The sequence below is a fragment of the Clostridium sp. HV4-5-A1G genome (assembly GCF_900184915.1).
Lineage (GTDB): Bacteria > Bacillota > Clostridia > Clostridiales > Clostridiaceae > Clostridium_B > Clostridium_B aromativorans.
In genome coordinates, this window is the sequence record NZ_FXYI02000006.1 from 29,714 (window position 1) to 45,706 (window position 15,993).

12 protein-coding genes and 1 pseudogene are annotated in these 15,993 nt (G+C 31.0%); all 13 read left to right on the forward strand.

The features are described from left to right. Positions 1–132 precede the first annotated feature (132 nt). Positions 133–720, forward strand: coding sequence for a GGDEF domain-containing protein (locus J5G60_RS01720; protein WP_106008559.1), 588 nt, complete (start codon positions 133–135; stop codon positions 718–720). A 59-nt stretch (positions 721–779) separates the two neighbouring features. Further along, entirely contained in the window at positions 780–1,769 is a 990-nt protein-coding gene (locus tag J5G60_RS01725) for a helix-turn-helix transcriptional regulator (protein ID WP_190972177.1), read from the forward strand. Positions 1,770–1,840: 71 nt separating this feature from the next. After that, the gene (locus J5G60_RS01730) at positions 1,841–2,494 is read left to right on the forward strand and encodes an SIMPL domain-containing protein (RefSeq protein ID WP_150356409.1); all 654 of its coding nucleotides are present in this window, start codon (positions 1,841–1,843) and stop codon (positions 2,492–2,494) included. Positions 2,495–2,522: 28 nt separating this feature from the next. Further along, positions 2,523–2,963: pseudogene (locus J5G60_RS01735) on the forward strand (GTP pyrophosphokinase). 289 nt (positions 2,964–3,252) lie between these two features. Further along, on the forward strand, positions 3,253–3,774 hold the full coding sequence (locus tag J5G60_RS01740; protein WP_190972178.1) for a hypothetical protein: 522 nt from the start codon (positions 3,253–3,255) through the stop codon (positions 3,772–3,774). A gap of 233 nt (positions 3,775–4,007) precedes the next feature. Further along, positions 4,008–4,250, forward strand: coding sequence for a helix-turn-helix domain-containing protein (locus J5G60_RS01745; protein WP_150356411.1), 243 nt, complete (start codon positions 4,008–4,010; stop codon positions 4,248–4,250). After that, the gene (locus tag J5G60_RS01750) at positions 4,238–4,840 is read left to right on the forward strand and encodes a DUF1819 family protein (RefSeq protein ID WP_150356412.1); all 603 of its coding nucleotides are present in this window, start codon (positions 4,238–4,240) and stop codon (positions 4,838–4,840) included. The genes J5G60_RS01745 and J5G60_RS01750 overlap by 13 nt, the downstream gene beginning before the upstream one ends. Next, the gene (locus tag J5G60_RS01755) at positions 4,840–5,418 is read left to right on the forward strand and encodes a DUF1788 domain-containing protein (protein WP_150356413.1); all 579 of its coding nucleotides are present in this window, start codon (positions 4,840–4,842) and stop codon (positions 5,416–5,418) included. Before J5G60_RS01750 ends, J5G60_RS01755 begins: the two co-directional genes overlap by 1 nt. A 12-nt stretch (positions 5,419–5,430) precedes the next feature. Next, a complete protein-coding gene (gene brxC, locus J5G60_RS01760; RefSeq protein WP_150356414.1) occupies positions 5,431–9,042 on the forward strand; it encodes a BREX system P-loop protein BrxC in 3,612 nt (1,203 codons plus the stop codon). A gap of 17 nt (positions 9,043–9,059) precedes the next feature. Then, complete coding sequence (gene pglX / locus J5G60_RS01765; RefSeq protein ID WP_150356415.1) at positions 9,060–12,746, forward strand: BREX-1 system adenine-specific DNA-methyltransferase PglX; 3,687 nt, start codon at positions 9,060–9,062, stop codon at positions 12,744–12,746. A gap of 66 nt (positions 12,747–12,812) precedes the next feature. Continuing rightward, on the forward strand, positions 12,813–13,745 hold the full coding sequence (locus tag J5G60_RS01770; RefSeq protein ID WP_150356416.1) for an RAMP superfamily CRISPR-associated protein: 933 nt from the start codon (positions 12,813–12,815) through the stop codon (positions 13,743–13,745). Positions 13,746–13,759: 14 nt separating this feature from the next. Continuing rightward, the gene (locus tag J5G60_RS01775; protein ID WP_150356417.1) at positions 13,760–15,586 is read left to right on the forward strand and encodes a Cas10/Cmr2 second palm domain-containing protein; all 1,827 of its coding nucleotides are present in this window, start codon (positions 13,760–13,762) and stop codon (positions 15,584–15,586) included. Beyond that, the coding region (locus J5G60_RS01780; RefSeq protein ID WP_328706997.1) for a type III-B CRISPR module-associated Cmr3 family protein at positions 15,555–15,993 on the forward strand (439 nt) is incomplete at its 3' end. The genes J5G60_RS01775 and J5G60_RS01780, both read left to right, overlap by 32 nt.

Consider the following 15,993-nt stretch of genomic DNA (forward strand, 5'->3'; position numbering starts at 1 on the left):
TAAAGTGATTTTATCTGCTTTAACTGGTTTTTTTATTTTTTGTCAAAAACTTTTATTGGTACTGACAGTCCATGTCATTGTAGTTGTATATAATAAAAATATAGAATACAAACATTAAAGGCGGGGTATTGTGTGGATTATGAGGATATGGACAGGGAAACGCTTATCAGGATTTTACGGGAAAAGGACACTGTGCTCGAAAAATTGTATATGGAAAGGGAAAAATTGAATTACTATGCAAGTACAGATGCTATGACTGGAGTGTTGAACAGAAGATCAGGTCTGGAGATGCTGAATAAAGAACTTAATTTGTCAAGGATAGGCAATAAAAATCTTGTTGTCTGCTTTGTTGATGTAGATGGATTAAAAATAGTAAACGATAACTTTGGACATCAGGAAGGCGATAAGCTTTTGATAAATACAGCTAAAATACTGAAAGACAGTATTAGAAAAACTGATTTTGTAATTAGAATGGGCGGGGATGAATTTCTAGTGATATTTCCAGGCGCTGCAATGGAGGAAGTTCATAAAATTTGGCATAGAATTGAGGAAAAATTAAAGGAATACAATGAGAATAATGAAAATTATAATTTTAGCTTGAGCTGTGGATTTTGTGAGTGCAGGAAAGGAATGCAGTGTGGAATGTCTGTGGAGGATTTAATAAAAAATGCGGATTTTGAAATGTATAAGAAAAAATTGCAAAAAAAGAAGGAATTATAAATATATATGTATAATTAGTTAATAAAATGTTAACAAAATATAAGGAAGGGCACATATATATGGAGAGATTTAAAGCAGATGTAGTACTGTCTATATACAATCAATTAAAAGAAGGAAAAGTGATTGTAAAGAATGATGTAATAGATAAATTCAATATCAATGAAAGAACTTTTTACAGATATATAAAAGACATAAAGAAATTTGTAGAAGACCAATCTGACGGCGAGCTAATGGGAGAAGAAATTGTATCAGACAGAGAAAAAGGCGGATATATCTTAAAAGGCGGGCAGGAGAAAAATCTAAGCGAAAAAGAAATACTGGCAGTTTCCAAGGTGCTTTTAGAGAGCAGAGGTTTTATAAAAGCGGAAATAAAAGATATAATTTACAAACTTCTTGATAATTGCATATCTAAGGACAGGGAGAATATCAAATACATTATAGGCAACGAGCTCATGAATTATGTTCCTCCAAAACATGGGAAAAAGCTTTTGGATAAGCTTTGGAAAATAAGTGCTGCAATAAAAGATAAAAATATACTGGAAATTGGGTATTTCAAAATCGGCACAGGAGGAAAGGTAGAGGAGGAGACTTCAAAAAGGACCTTGTATCCTCAGGGTCTGTTGTTTTCTGAATACTATTTTTATCTTATAGCTTTAATAGAAGGTAAAAGTTATGAATATCCTGCCATCTACAGGGTGGATAGAATTGAAAAACTAATTGTTACAGACAGGAAATACAAGGTGGATTACAGCAAAAGATTTAAAGACGGGGAGTTCAGAAAATTAATCCAGTTCATGCAGGCAGGGGAACTGGAAAGAGTGAGATTCAGGTACACAGGCAGATCCATAGAAGCAGTTTTAGACAAACTGCCTAATGCCAGAATAGCAGAAGAAAAAAAAGGTGAATACGTGGTGGAGGCCAGGGTGTTCGGGAAGGGAATAAAGATGTGGCTTCTGAGTCAGGGAGATTCTGTGGAGGTTCTGAGCTCAGATAGATTCAGAGAAGAAATGATAGAGACTATAGACAGAATGAGGAAAAGGTACAGGTGAACTTTTATATGAGAAAATTGAAAGCAAATGATTTTTGATCATATGAAATGAAACCGAAGGAGGTTATTTGAATGGATCATTTAATTAGGGTGAAAGGCACAGGTAATATCAATGTTAAGCCGAATTTAATTGTTATTACCATGAACCTTGAATCACAGGATTATAATTATGACAAGACAATGGAACTTGCGGCTGATTCAGTGGAGATTTTACAAAATGCAATTGAATCAGCAGGTTTTGACAAAGAAGATCTAAAAACAACAAGTTTTAATATAAAAACGCACTATGAGAGTTATCGTGATAATAACGACAATTATAGAAGTAAATTTGATGGATACCTCTGCAGGCAAAGTTTAAAAATTGAGTTTGATTTTGACACAGAAGTAATGTCAAAGGTATTTGCTGCCATTGCAAAAACACAAATAAATCCACAGCTGGATATACAGTTTTCTGTTAAGGATAAATCTGTTATCAGTGAAAAGCTTTTGGTAAGTGCCGCCAAAAATGCGAAATACAAGGCGGAAATTTTAGCAAAAGCATCAGGAGTTATTCTTGGGGATCTGGTTAGTATTGATTACAATTGGAGTGAACTGCACCTTTATTCTCAAACAATATATGAGGTGGAGGAAAATTGTATGGCTGTTCAGTCATCTTATGCTCCGGACATCGAACCAGATGATATAGAAGTCAGTGATACAGTTTTATTTGCATGGGAGATAAAATAATAAATATAATGATTAGGAGGTACACATAATGCTGGACAAGGCAATTCTAATAGCTGCAAAGGCCCATGAGGGTCAGGTTGATAAAGGTGGACAGCCATAATATATACTGCATCCTCTGCGGGTGATGTTTTCAAGAAAAACTGAAATTGAAATGATATGTGCAGTGCTTCACGATGTAGTAGAGGATAGTGATATCTCACTGGATTACTTGAGAAATCAAGGATTTTCCGAGGAAGTACTGTCTGCACTGGATGCTCTCACCAGGCGAGATGGCGAAACCTATGATGAATACATAGGCAGGATTGTAAAAAATAAAATAGCCGGTCATGTAAAAATGTGTGATCTATTCGATAATATGGACTTGTCGAGGATAAAAAATCCTTCAGATGCAGATCACGAGAGGGTGAAAAAATACCGTAAAGCCGAAGATAGGATATTTGATGCTCTTGATGAAAATGAAGATGGATAATTCATCAACACCAAGGAAATTGAAATAGATAGCTGTGTATCAGTGCCGGAAAACTGTTCAGAAGATGAATTCTGGGATAAGTTTATAGATTTTATTGAGAGAAATTACTGGTCATTTGGCGGCGGCATAAATGAAAATAAGTGATTTTTAGTATATGGAAAGGAGAGAATATATGTCTGATTATAGAACACAAAAAAATTTCTATATTTAAGGAGCTGAAATTGTAAGGATAGAATTTTAAGTGAAAATTTAAAAATAGTAAACTATGATGATAGGATGTGTTAATCTTATGAATGAAAGCTATTCTGAAGTAAAATTTGAAACTGTAAAAGATGAAGAATCAGATTCACTCAATATTATTGCTTCATTATTATTGATAGATATGGAAACTGAAGAAGAAAAATCAATTGGATATGCAGATTTATACCTTTTTAATGAATGTATGGTGAATTCTTGGAATGAGTTAATTTATAATGCAGATGCAATATCAGGTGATGTTTTAGAAGTAGTAGATATATTAAGTAAGGCTAAGGACAATGAAGAAATATATGGTCTGATTGCAGTGTTGGATCATGTGGACATAGATAAAGAGTGTAGAGGGAAAGGGTATTGTAGTGAATTAGTTGATAATATATTAGAATATTTACAATATATAAATGCCAATTACATAGGATTAATTCCTGCAAGAATTTATGATGATAAAGTAGTACAAAATGAAGATAGGGCAATTAATTATTATATTGAAAAGGGGTTTAAACCAATTTCAAGAAGAGTGGGCGGAAATGTAGTAATGGGTAAATCATTATTGTAGTTAAATTACGACTGATAATTAAAATAATATTTTATTAGGAATAATGAATATAAGTTCAATGATAATGAAGTTATGGAAGCAAATAAAATATCATTAGAGACTTATATTTTTATTTCAAAAACTTTTAAATTTAATTTTTGAGAAGTCGAAAAAAACAGTTGAGAAGACGATATCAATAATATATACTATAAATATATTTAATGTGCTAAGTTGTGCCGGAAAGAGGTGAATTTATGGGTATAAGTTATAAAAGATTGTGGAAATTATTGATTGATAAAGATATAAAAAAAACTAAAATGAGAGAAAAAGTAGGAATTAGTACCAGTACATTATCCAAATTGACACGAGATGAATATGTATCTCTTGATGTATTAGTCAGAGTTTGTTCTTATCTAAAATGCCAGATTAGCGATATTTGTGAAGTAATATATGAGGAAAGGAAAGATAAGGAAGAGGTGAAAGCGTGCAAAACTTAGAATATAGTGCCGGTGCTGTTAGCAAGGGTTTTTGGTTTCAAGAGTTTAAAAAATATACAGAGATGATAAAAATGGGAAAAACTGAAGGAGAAATTAGAGAACTTCAGGAGAGAGAAAATATACTTATGGCATCTTCACCATCCTATGGTAAAAGAATTATTAGTGAAATTTCCAAACGCAGGAAGGTCCTTTCAAAGGAGATTGTAAAATTGTTTTTTGACCTTGATATTTCAAACCAAAAGCTGATAAATCTATTGGGAATAATGATGAACGACAGATTATTTTTTGAATATATTTATGAAGTTTACAGGGAGAATATCATACTTGGCACAAAAGATTTTGAGGACAGTAGTATTCGTATATTTTTTAAAAATAAATCTGAGCAAAGTAAAAAAGTAGCAGAATTTACAGAACAGACAAAAAAGAGATTGGGAACAGCTTATAAGAACTATTTGAAAGAAGCAAATTTGTTGGAAGAAGAAAATGGCATTTTAATATATCATAAACCAATTATGGATCTTCAACTGGAAGCTGAAATGAAAAAGCCATCTTTTTACTCGTATTTTAAGGCATTAACGGGGGTAGCTTGATGAAGACATTAGAAGAGCGCTTAGATCAAATTGAAAAAAAAATAAAAAAAGAAGATTTTAGAAAGAATAAAGGGCTGGGAAATGAGATAGGATATTATATATTTGATTATCCCGCATCGGAGGAGTTAAAGGTTAGAGAATATATCAAATATTTAAAAGAGAAAAATAACCCTGATGTCGTCGGCTATGAGTTATTGGTATATGATTTATATGATCTGATGATTGATTACATAGAAGAGGAAGATCTTCTTGAAGAATGTATTCATATGGAGAAAGAATACGGTATGGAATACCTGGTCTCTTCCGTAGTGGAACTGCTGAATATGGATCAAAATAATAACTTTTTTACCAATTATATAGAAGAAAATACTCCGGAAAATGCTGTAGTTTTTATCACTGGAGTTGGTAAGATATTTCCCTTTGTCCGTTCCCATGATGTATTAAATAAGCTGGGTCAGGTTTTTGATAAGGCACCGGTAGTATTATTTTATCCCGGGAAATACGATGGACAGACTTTTATGTTGTTTTCTGAATTTAAAGATGATCACTATTACCGGGCGTTTCCGCTGGTTATATAATGGAGGGGTATTATGCTAATTAAACATATGTTTTTAAAAGCCATTGATAGGGATATCAAAGGAGTAATAAAAGTCGGGCAAGATGATGATGCTAATGTAAAACAAGAATTAGAAGAATATGTAGTTACCAATGAATTACAAAGACATTTTAGAGATTTTTTCGAAAGCTACAAAAAGGGAATACTTGGGAATACTGATAAAATGGGAGTCTGGATTTCTGGTTTTTTTGGGAGTGGTAAATCCCACTTTCTAAAAATCTTATCGTATTTGCTTGAAAATCGTAAAGTAGATGGTAAGTCAGCAATAGACTATTTTTTAAATGGAAATAAAATAAAAGATTCCAGTGTTGCAGCCGATATGAAATTGGCATTGTCAGTTTCCACAGATGTCATATTGTTTAATATCGATTCAAAAAGTGAAACGTCCGGTAAAAAGAATAAAGATGCTATACTAAGGGTTTTTTTAAAGGTATTTAATGAGAAAATGGGATTTAGTGCAAACCCTCATGTAGCTGATTTGGAAAGACAGTTGAAAGATGAAAACTTATATGAAGCTTTTAAAGAAAAGTATAAGGAAATTACAGGAGATGACTGGATAGAATCAAGACATAAATTTAATTTTTTCAAAGATAGAGTGGTTAGGGCTTTGTCAGAGATTAAATTTATGAGTTTAGAGACAGCTAAGGATTGGGCAAGAAGTACGATAAGACCCTATGAGGTAAGTATAGAAGATTTTGCTAAAATGATAAATAAATACTTAAAATCAAAGGGAAGGAATCATCATATTGTCTTTTTAGTGGATGAGATGGGTCAATATATTGGAGACAATTCAGATTTAATGCTTGATCTTCAGACAATAACAGAAGATTTTGGAACTGCCTGCCAGGGTAAGGCATGGATTGTAGTGACTTCTCAGCAGGATATCGATTCTATAACAGAAGTTAAGGGCAGAGATTTTTCAAAAATTCAAGGCCGTTTTGATACGAGATTAAACTTGACATCTGCCAATGTGGATGAAGTTATCAAACTCAGGATATTGAAAAAAACAAAAGCGGCAGATGAAACCCTCTCCGTACTTTATGAAAATAAAGAGACCATTATTAGAAATTTAATAATGTTTGATGATAAAGTTGAAAAGAAATTGTATGAAGATAAAAATGACTTTTGTGAGGTATATCCGTTTATACCATATCAGTTTAACCTTTTAGCCAATGTATTGACTTCCATAAGGCAGCATGGAGCCAGTGGCAAACATTTATCGGAAGGTGAGCGTTCTATGCTGGCGCTGTTTAAAGAAAGTGCAGAAAAGTTGATGGATAGAGAAGATGGTACAGTTGTACCATTTAATATATTTTATGATGCCTTAAATAAATTCCTGGACCACAGTCATTCGGTAGTTATCTCCAGAGCTATGGAGAACAACTATATAAATCCAGATAAAGAAAAAGATAATTTTAATGTAAATGTATTAAAGGCTTTATTTATGATCAAATATGTCAATCAAATTAAAGCAACTGTGGACAATATTACTACTTTAATGGTATCTGATATAGACGAAGATAGAAGAGTACTCAAAGAAAAAGTACAAAATGCTCTGGATATCTTGGTAAGCCAGATGCTGGTTCAAAAAAACGGTGATATATACATATTTTTAACTGATGAAGAACAGGAAATCAATCGTGAGATAGAAAGTCAGGACATTGAAAATACAGATGTTATAAAAAAAGTTTCTGAACTTATTTTTGCAGATATTTATTTTGAAGGAAAAATTAAAGTTCCCAATTTTAAAAATAGGTATTCCTTTGGATTTAATAGAACAGTAGATGACATACCCTATAAAAGTAATCAGATGTTTGACTTTGGAGTCAAAATAATTACTCCAAGGTCAGAGTTAAATGGACAAGATAGTAATTTACGTATGCTGAGCAATGCGGGAAAAGATATATATGTGGATTTGCCTAATGATGCAGGCTTTTTAAATGAATTGAGTTTATCCATGAAGATTGAAAAGTTTTTATCTTCTTCCTCTGCTGTGAATATTTCAAAATTTGAAGAAATAAAAACCATAAAACGGGATGAAATGAGAGAGCATCAGGATAGAGGAAAATTATTTTTACAGGAATCCCTGAAGACAGCTAAATTCTATGTTAATGGCGATTTATTGGAATTAAGAACTAAAGACTTTAAATGCAATTTGACAGAAGCCCTGGAGCGTATAACAACTACAGTCTATCACAAGTTAAATTATATTACATGTCCTATGGATGAAGCAGACATATATAATCTGTTTAAGCAAAACAACTCTAAGCAGATAACTCTGGATGATGGTACTTTACCCAATGAGAATGCCATAAGGGAAGCATTGGATTATATACGTATTCGCACTCAAAATCATACTAAAGTTTCATTAAAAGAAATAAAAAACAAATTCAACGAAGCACCCTTTGGATTTATAGATGCAGACATAGAATGGATAATTGCCAAATGTTTTAAAGATGGGTTGATAAGATTTACTTTAAATGGAAATGAGATTTCCTTGCTAAATGAAACTCCCGAAAAGGTTGTTGAATATATTACAAAACGAACTTACACAGAGAAGCTTCTAATAGAGGAAAAAGAAATCATACCGGAAAATATGAAAAGAGTATTAAAAAATGTAGCCAAGGAAGTATTTAAAATGACTATCATGGCGGAAGATACGGATACTATGGTAATTCAATTTAATAAATTAGCTAAAGAGAAAATAGAAGAATTAGAGAGCATATTAGGTAGATATAATCCAGGAATGGGATACCCAGGTGAAGATACTATAAATGAAGGAATTAAATTAATTCAAGGTACTGTGTATATGGATAAAGCTCTGGATATATTTAAATATGTAAAGAAACATGAAGATGATTATTTGGATTTTGCAGAATATTATCCACCTATAAAATCTTTTTTTGGAGAGAAGCAGCAAAAAAAAGGCGAACAGCAGAAAATATGGGACAAGAGCAAAAGTTATAGTGAAGTATTTGAGGAAAGTAGATCCTATGTGCTTAATAATGAAATAGAATCCATAATCGATAAAATGGAAGATATATTAAAAATGCCGTATCCATACAATAAAATTAAAGATCTGCCTGAGTTAAATGATAGATTTTTAGATATTTACAATAAAATTTTAGATAAAGAGTTAAAACCGGTAAAATTAGAAATAAACGAAGCGGAAAAAAGAGTAACGGAAGTATTAAAACAAAGTGGGTTAGAAAAAATATTTCACAATAAATTTAGCAGTGCTTTTTCCAATCTTATCAAAAAAGCCGAATCATGTAACAATGTAGCTAAGGTAAATGGTTTTAGAATAGAAGCTGACAAATTGAAGATGAGATTTCTAGATGAAATCGCCAAAGAACAAGAACATATTGCAGAAAAAGAAAGAGCTAAAAAAGCAATGGATCAAAATGAAGCAAACAAAGTTGTAAAGCCCATAAAAAAACAGTTCAATATAAGCATTAAGGATATAAATCCATCAAATTCCTGGCAGATAGAAAATAAAGATGATCTGGAGAAATATCTGCAGGTTCTAAAAATAAGATTGGAAAAGGAAATTAGGGAAGATACTATATTGAATGTTGAGTTTTAGAGGAGGATATTAATTATATGGATAAGACCGTGTTGAAAAAATTTGCCATGGATGCAAGAGATAAGCTGATGAAAGATATTAAAAGTAAAGCAGCAAGGATTGGTATTAAAAAAGAAGGAATAACTGATCATCTTCCTGAATCCACTTCAGATATGTATATTTTTGATATTGGTGCAGTGGAAACCCATAAAATTTATGGCAAAGAAGTAAGGCAATATGAAAAGCTTATTGGAGAGTTAAATAAAAGGAAAGCTGATCAGAATTATAATGCTGTCTACGATAGCTTGGTAGAAGAAATAGCCTATACCTGGTTTAATAGGCTTATAGCTATTCGCTTCATGGAAGTGAATAATTATCTTCCAGATAAAATGAGGATTCTTTCTTCTGGAAGAGAAGGTGTAAATGAGCCGGAGTTTGTCACCCATTATTTAGATACAAGTTTAAACTTTACGGAAAATGAAAGAAACCAGTTAGTTGAATGGAAAATAGACGGCAGAGCTCCAGCTATGGAAAAGATGTTTCATCTTTTGTTTATAAAAGAGTGCAATGCATTAAATGAAAGCCTGCCGGAACTGTTTGAAAAAACAGATGATTATGCTGAACTGCTGCTCAATATATCATACAATGATCCTGATGGAGTAGTATATAAATTGGTTCATGATGTACCGGAAGAATATTTTGATATAGAATCGGAAAATGGCAGCGGCCAGGTGGAGATTATAGGATGGATGTATCAGTATTATAATACTGAACCTAAGGCAATTGTTGATGCAGAAGTCAAGAAAGGCAAAAAGGTTAGTAAAGAGGAAGTACCAGCTAAAACACAGCTTTTTACCCCGGACTGGATTGTCAGATATATGGTAGAAAATTCACTGGGAAGACTTTGGATAGAAAAATTAATAGCCGGTGGTGACAAGCGAAGTGAAAAAGAAATAGCTAAGAAATTTAATTGGGAATATTATATTGCTGAAGCAGAACAAAGTTCTGAAGTAAAAGAACAATTAAAAGAAATACAAAGAGACAGAAAAAATATTCAGTTAGAGGATATTAAATTTATAGATCCTGCCATGGGAAGTTTTCATATAGGGGTTTATGCTTTTGAAATTTTTATGCAATTATATGAAAGTCAGGGATATACCGATAAAGAAGCAGCTAAATCAATTATTGAAAATAATCTATATGGTCTTGACATAGATAAAAGGGCTTATCAGTTATCCTATTTTGCTGTTATGATGAAAGGAAGGCAATATGACAGAAAGATTTTAGATGGAGGGATAAAATGTAATTTACATACTATATCTGAGAGTAACAATGTCAATAGAAAGCATTTGGATTATTTGGGCAGTAATATTTCAGATAAAAAAGCTTGGGAAAAAGTGAGAAAAGAAATAGAAGATATGCTGGATATTTTTGAAGATGCAAAAGAATATGGATCTATATTAAATATACCCGATAAATATGATTTTTCAGCTTTAAAAGAATTTATTATAAATATAAAACCACAGGCACAACTTTCTATTGAAACGATCTACATTGAAAAGACACAGCAGAAGATTTTAGAGATTTTCAATACTGCTGAAATTTTGTCACAAAAATATGACATTGTTGTAACCAATCCTCCTTATATGGGGAATAGTAATATGAATACAAAATTAAGCAAGTATCTTAAAGATAATTATCCTGACAGCAAATCGGATTTATTTGCGACTTTTATGGAAAGATGCAGAGAATTTGTAAAAAATCATGGATATTATGCTATGATTACTCAACATTCATGGATGTTTCTATCAAGCTATAAAAAGCTTAGGAAAAAGCTTCAGTCAAATACTATATGTAATATGGTACATTTAGGACCAAAGGCTTTTGAAGAAATTGGCGGAGAGGTGGTGCAGAGCACAGCTTTTGTAATTAAAAAGATTTCAATTGATGATTATAAAGGAAGTTATATAAGACTTGTTGATTTTAATAATGCAGAAAAAAAAGAAATTAAGACATTGGAAGCAATAAAAAATCCTCAATGTGGATATTATTATGAAACAGATCAGGATAATTTTAAAAAAATACCGGAGATGCCAGTGGCTTATTGGTTGAGTAACAATTTTATTGCAGTATTTGATTCTAAAACAGTTAAAGATTACAGCTTTAAGACTCTAAAAGGGATATATACAGGAAATAATGATAAATATTTAAGATATTGGCAGGAAGTAAAATATGAAGATGTAATAAAAAAAAGATGGAATAAATATTCTAAGGGAGGATTTTTTCGAAAATGGTATGGAAATTCTCAATTCGTTATATATTGGGAAAATAATGGAGAAATGTTGAAAAATGATTCACATGCAGGAGTAGGAGCATCAAAGTATTATGGGAAACCACATATAGTATGGTCTGGAATATGTTCAGAAAAACCTTCATTTAGGGAAGATCCGTTTGATGTTTATTTTGATGATGTTAGTCCTGCTGTTATTTATAATAGTAATAAAGAATTGCTTTTAGGAATTCTAAACAGTTGTGTAGTTGAAAAAATATTAAAAGTAATCGCACCTACTATTCATTTTCAAGCTGGAGACATTAAACAAGTACCAATTAAGGAAATATTATATAAGGATGTAGCAAGCTGCATAAAAGGATTGGTGGAAGAAAACATAAGTATTGAGGAGAAAGATTGGGATTCTTTTGAAACCTCATGGGATTTCAAAATTCATCCATTGTTAGATAAAAACAAGCAAAAACAAGTTCTAAAGACAATAAAGTCAGCATATGGGAATTGGAAAAACTTTGCTAATTCACAATTTGACAAATTAAAAACCAATGAAGAAGAATTAAACCGCATATTTATCAAAATTTATGGCTTAGAAGATGAACTAACTCCTGAAGTCAGTGATAGAGATATAACCATAACCAAGATTTTTGATACTAAGGGTGAAATTTATGATGATATAAGAGGTAACAGATATATATTAACAAAAAAAGATGTTATTAAATCCTTTATCTCCTATGCAGTAGGCTGTATGTTTGGCAGATATTCTTTGGATATAGAGGGATTAACCTATGCAGGAGGCAAGTGGGACGATAGTAAATATATTATTTTTATGCCCGATAAAGATAATATCATATTAATTACAGATGAGGAGTATTTTGAAGACGATATAGTGAATAGATTTGTTGAATTTGTGAAAGCTTGCTATGGAGAAGAAACTTTGGAGGAGAACCTTAAATTTATTGCAGATGCCTTAGGAGGGAAAGGCACACCAAGGGAGGTTATGCGAAATTATTTTCTTAAGGATTTTTATAAAGACCATGTGAAAACCTATAAAAAACGGCCTATCTATTGGATGTACGACAGCGGAAAAGAAAATGGGTTCAAGGCACTTATATATATGCACAGGTACAATGAGGATACCACAGGTAAACTTCGTGTGGACTATCTTCATGAAATGCAGAAAGCTTATGAGAGGACAATGGACAATTTAAAAGATGACATAGTGCATAATAAGAATCCAAGAGAAGTGGCCAAATCGGAGAAGCGTCTTGCGAAGATAACCAAACAGCTGAAGGAATGTAAGGATTATGATGAAAAAATTGCCCACTTAGCCCTTGCAAGAATACCTATTGATTTGGATGACGGGGTTAAAGTGAACTACAGCAAAGTTCAAACTGACGAGAAAGGCAAAAATCTGCAGATACTTGCAAAAATAAGGTAGTTTTAATATTAATGATTGTGCTTGAAATTAACAATGTGTGGGGGGATAATAATGAGAAGGGTTGAAGTGAAATTAAAACTAATTTCACAATTGATAAGCTTTGGAGCAGATAAAGATAAAAAAGAATTTAGAATAACTGAATTAAAATCACTTTTACGCTCTACTTTCAGGGAATTATATTATTTTAAGGATGAAGATGATATGAGAAAAAAAGAAGCTTATTTATTTGGAAGTACGGAAAACAAGGCTCCTGTTTCTATGATATATGAAAAAGATGATAATTCTTGTGAAGGAAAAAGTGAAAAACTTTTTGATGAAGGGACAGAATTTACAGTTTGTTTTGTTGAAAGAAAGAGTAAAAAAGATTGTATGGATTTTCTTGAATTTTATATTAATTTATTGAGTCAAGCTTCAATAATAGGCGGAATTGGACAAAGTTCCAGTATTGGTAAAGGGGCTTTTCGGATTGTAGAAATAAAGGATTTACTTGATAGAGAAAACGAGGAATTTAATAAATTTATTCCAAAAAATTTAGAAGAAGTTGAAAAAATAATATCAGATACAAAGTACAATTATTTAGATGAAGATAAAGAACCTATAAAATTAAGAACAGTGTTAAAAAAAGAAAGAAATATTACATATAGTAATTTGAATAGTTCCTTACAGTATCCTTATGTAATAAATATAAACATAATTCAATTAAATGATTCTCAAAAAATAGGGTATTTAATGAAAGAAATCAATAAATTGTATAAGAAAATCAGGAGAGAAATGCCAAATAATATAGGAAAAGATGAAAACAATTCTGAAGATTCAGAAACAAAAAGATATATTTCTCCTTTCCATTTTTCTTTTGCAGCATCTCAAGATAAAAAGTTTCTAATTATTAAGGAGAAGAATTATAATTTTATTTTTGATAAATCATGTGGCGGCAATGATATTCAAGAACAAGAGATTAAAAGAAATGTTGATGAATTTATTGAAAAAACAGAAAAGTAAGGGGGGGTTATAAAGTGAAATATTTATTGGCTGTAACTTTAGGACCTGTACAATCCTATATAGAAGAATCGGAAAAATTAATGGATCTTAGAAATAGCAGTATGATAATATCCAAACTAATGAAAAATATAATAGAAGAAATATATAAAAATGACAATGAGAGTGAACTGATATATCCCAGATATGGTAGAAGTTTAAACTTTAATGACAATGGCATTAAAGATTGTACCAACTATCTTATGTTTGAGGTAAGCGAGAAAGAAAAATTGAAATTATCACATTTAGAGGATTCTATATATAAAAATATGGGGGAAGAGTGTGACATTGAAAATTTTAAAGAAATATTTTACCTCTTCTGGGCTGTGGAAGCAATAGATGATAAAGACTATTATGATGTCTATAATCATCTTCAGGAATTGATGAATGGAATCAAGCACACTTATGTTTTTAGCAATAGAATACAATCTCAAGAGGGAAAATATCGCAAAGAAAAATGTTATATATGTGGGAAACGTCCTATTTATAAAGACGAACTATGTTCTGTTTGTTTTTACAAAAGAAAATATAATAAAAATAATTATGAATCAAATTATTCAATCGCCATAAAACTTTGGAAAGAAACATATCAAACTAAGCTTCAAAATGCAAATAAATTGTTAAAAGAAATTTTTACGTATGAAGATAAATATTATAGTATATCAGAAATAGAAAATACAATATCGATATTAAAAAATAAAGATAATGAAAACAAGAAATATAAAGAGTTCTTATTTGACTTGAAATCGGAATCAAGGCAAAAGGATTCCAGCAAAGAGTTTTTGATAGAGAAGTTGCAAAAAATAGAGTCAGAGTTAAAAAGTCATTATGAAAGTAAAAATGAAGCACTAAAGGTACTTGAACCTAATTATAAATATGCATTTATTCAATTTGATATTGATTCATTGGGTGATTGGATGAGAGGAGAATTTACTGAAATTCGAAGAGAAGAATTCAAATTATACCAGGAACGGATATCCAGCTTTTTAATTTCATTTGGAGAAAAGTTGAGAAAAGAATTAGATGAGAATTGCAGTGTTATTTATTCTGGCGGGGACGATTTCTTGGCAGTAATGCCAATAGAAATAGTATATAAAGTTTTAAATGATATAGATAGAATATTTACAGAAGATGTTTTAAATAAATTAAGAAATGTGGAAATATATAGGAAAATAACTTATTCAACCTGTATAACAATTGCTCCTTGTAAAACTCCAATAGGTGAAGTTATAAATAAAAGCAGAATTGAATTGAATAATGTTAAGGATAGGTATGAGAGAGATAAAAAAAATGGAGTTGTATTAAATTATATTGTAGGAGGTGGTGCGGCAGATACAGCTTATATGAAGAAAGATAAATTAAATAATTTTTTAGATTTGATAGAGAAATATATAAAAATTAAAAATAATTTTTCCCTGTCATTTATAAGAAAATATGAAAAAGAATTTTCAGGGTTTGCATATAATAAAATAACTAATGATGATTTTAGAAATTTGAGGTATATGAGCACAATAGAGTTAAGCCGTATTATGAAAAAAAGTAAATTATTTCAGGAAGAAAAAACAGAGGGAAAAAAAGAAGAGAAAGAAGCAGAAATACAAGAATATATAAAAGAAATGAAAAGGTTTATGGATTCGTTATTTTATGAAAACTGTATGCCTGTATCTGCCAATAGAAAAAATGTAGATTTTAAAAATTATTTAAATACAATGGATATTTATGAAAGATTATGCAGCTTGCAAGGATTCTACGAAATTACCGGAGGTGATGTAAATGAAACTTTTAAAGTTGAAACCTTGCGATAATACTTTTTTTAGAGAGGGAAAAGTATTTAAAAAAGGATATAACAATGCAGTACAATCCAAGGATATGCCATATCCCTCAGTTTTTTCAGGTGCCATTTTTACAGCACTTTTGGCGAATAATGAACATTTAAGAAAAGAGTTCATGAAAAATCCATCCGTTGAAGAGAAAAGAAAGATTTTAAGAATAGGACAAGTATATTTGTATAATGAAAGAACAAGAGATATTTATATACCTGCTCCTAAAGACATATTTAGAAATAAATATGGAGAAATATATTTTGGAAAATTTGATGATATAGGGGAAGGTATGAGTTCTCTACCTTATAAAAAGGTACTTATGCCGCCCAAAGTTAGTGGGGTTAAAAGAGTATCGAAAGAATTTATTAATATTAAAAATATATATAGGG

Bases quoted from the DNA above. Each gene is read 5' to 3' on its own strand.
- J5G60_RS01725 (WP_190972177.1), top strand. From the start codon at position 780: ATGGAGAGATTTAAAGCAGATGTAGTACTGTCTATATACAATCAATTA.
- J5G60_RS01730 (WP_150356409.1), top strand. From the start codon at position 1,841: ATGGATCATTTAATTAGGGTGAAAGGCACAGGTAATATCAATGTTAAG.
- J5G60_RS01740 (WP_190972178.1), top strand. From the start codon at position 3,253: ATGAATGAAAGCTATTCTGAAGTAAAATTTGAAACTGTAAAAGATGAA.
- J5G60_RS01745 (WP_150356411.1), top strand. From the start codon at position 4,008: ATGGGTATAAGTTATAAAAGATTGTGGAAATTATTGATTGATAAAGAT.
- J5G60_RS01755 (WP_150356413.1), top strand. From the start codon at position 4,840: ATGAAGACATTAGAAGAGCGCTTAGATCAAATTGAAAAAAAAATAAAA.
- brxC (WP_150356414.1), top strand. From the start codon at position 5,431: ATGCTAATTAAACATATGTTTTTAAAAGCCATTGATAGGGATATCAAA.
- pglX (WP_150356415.1), top strand. From the start codon at position 9,060: ATGGATAAGACCGTGTTGAAAAAATTTGCCATGGATGCAAGAGATAAG.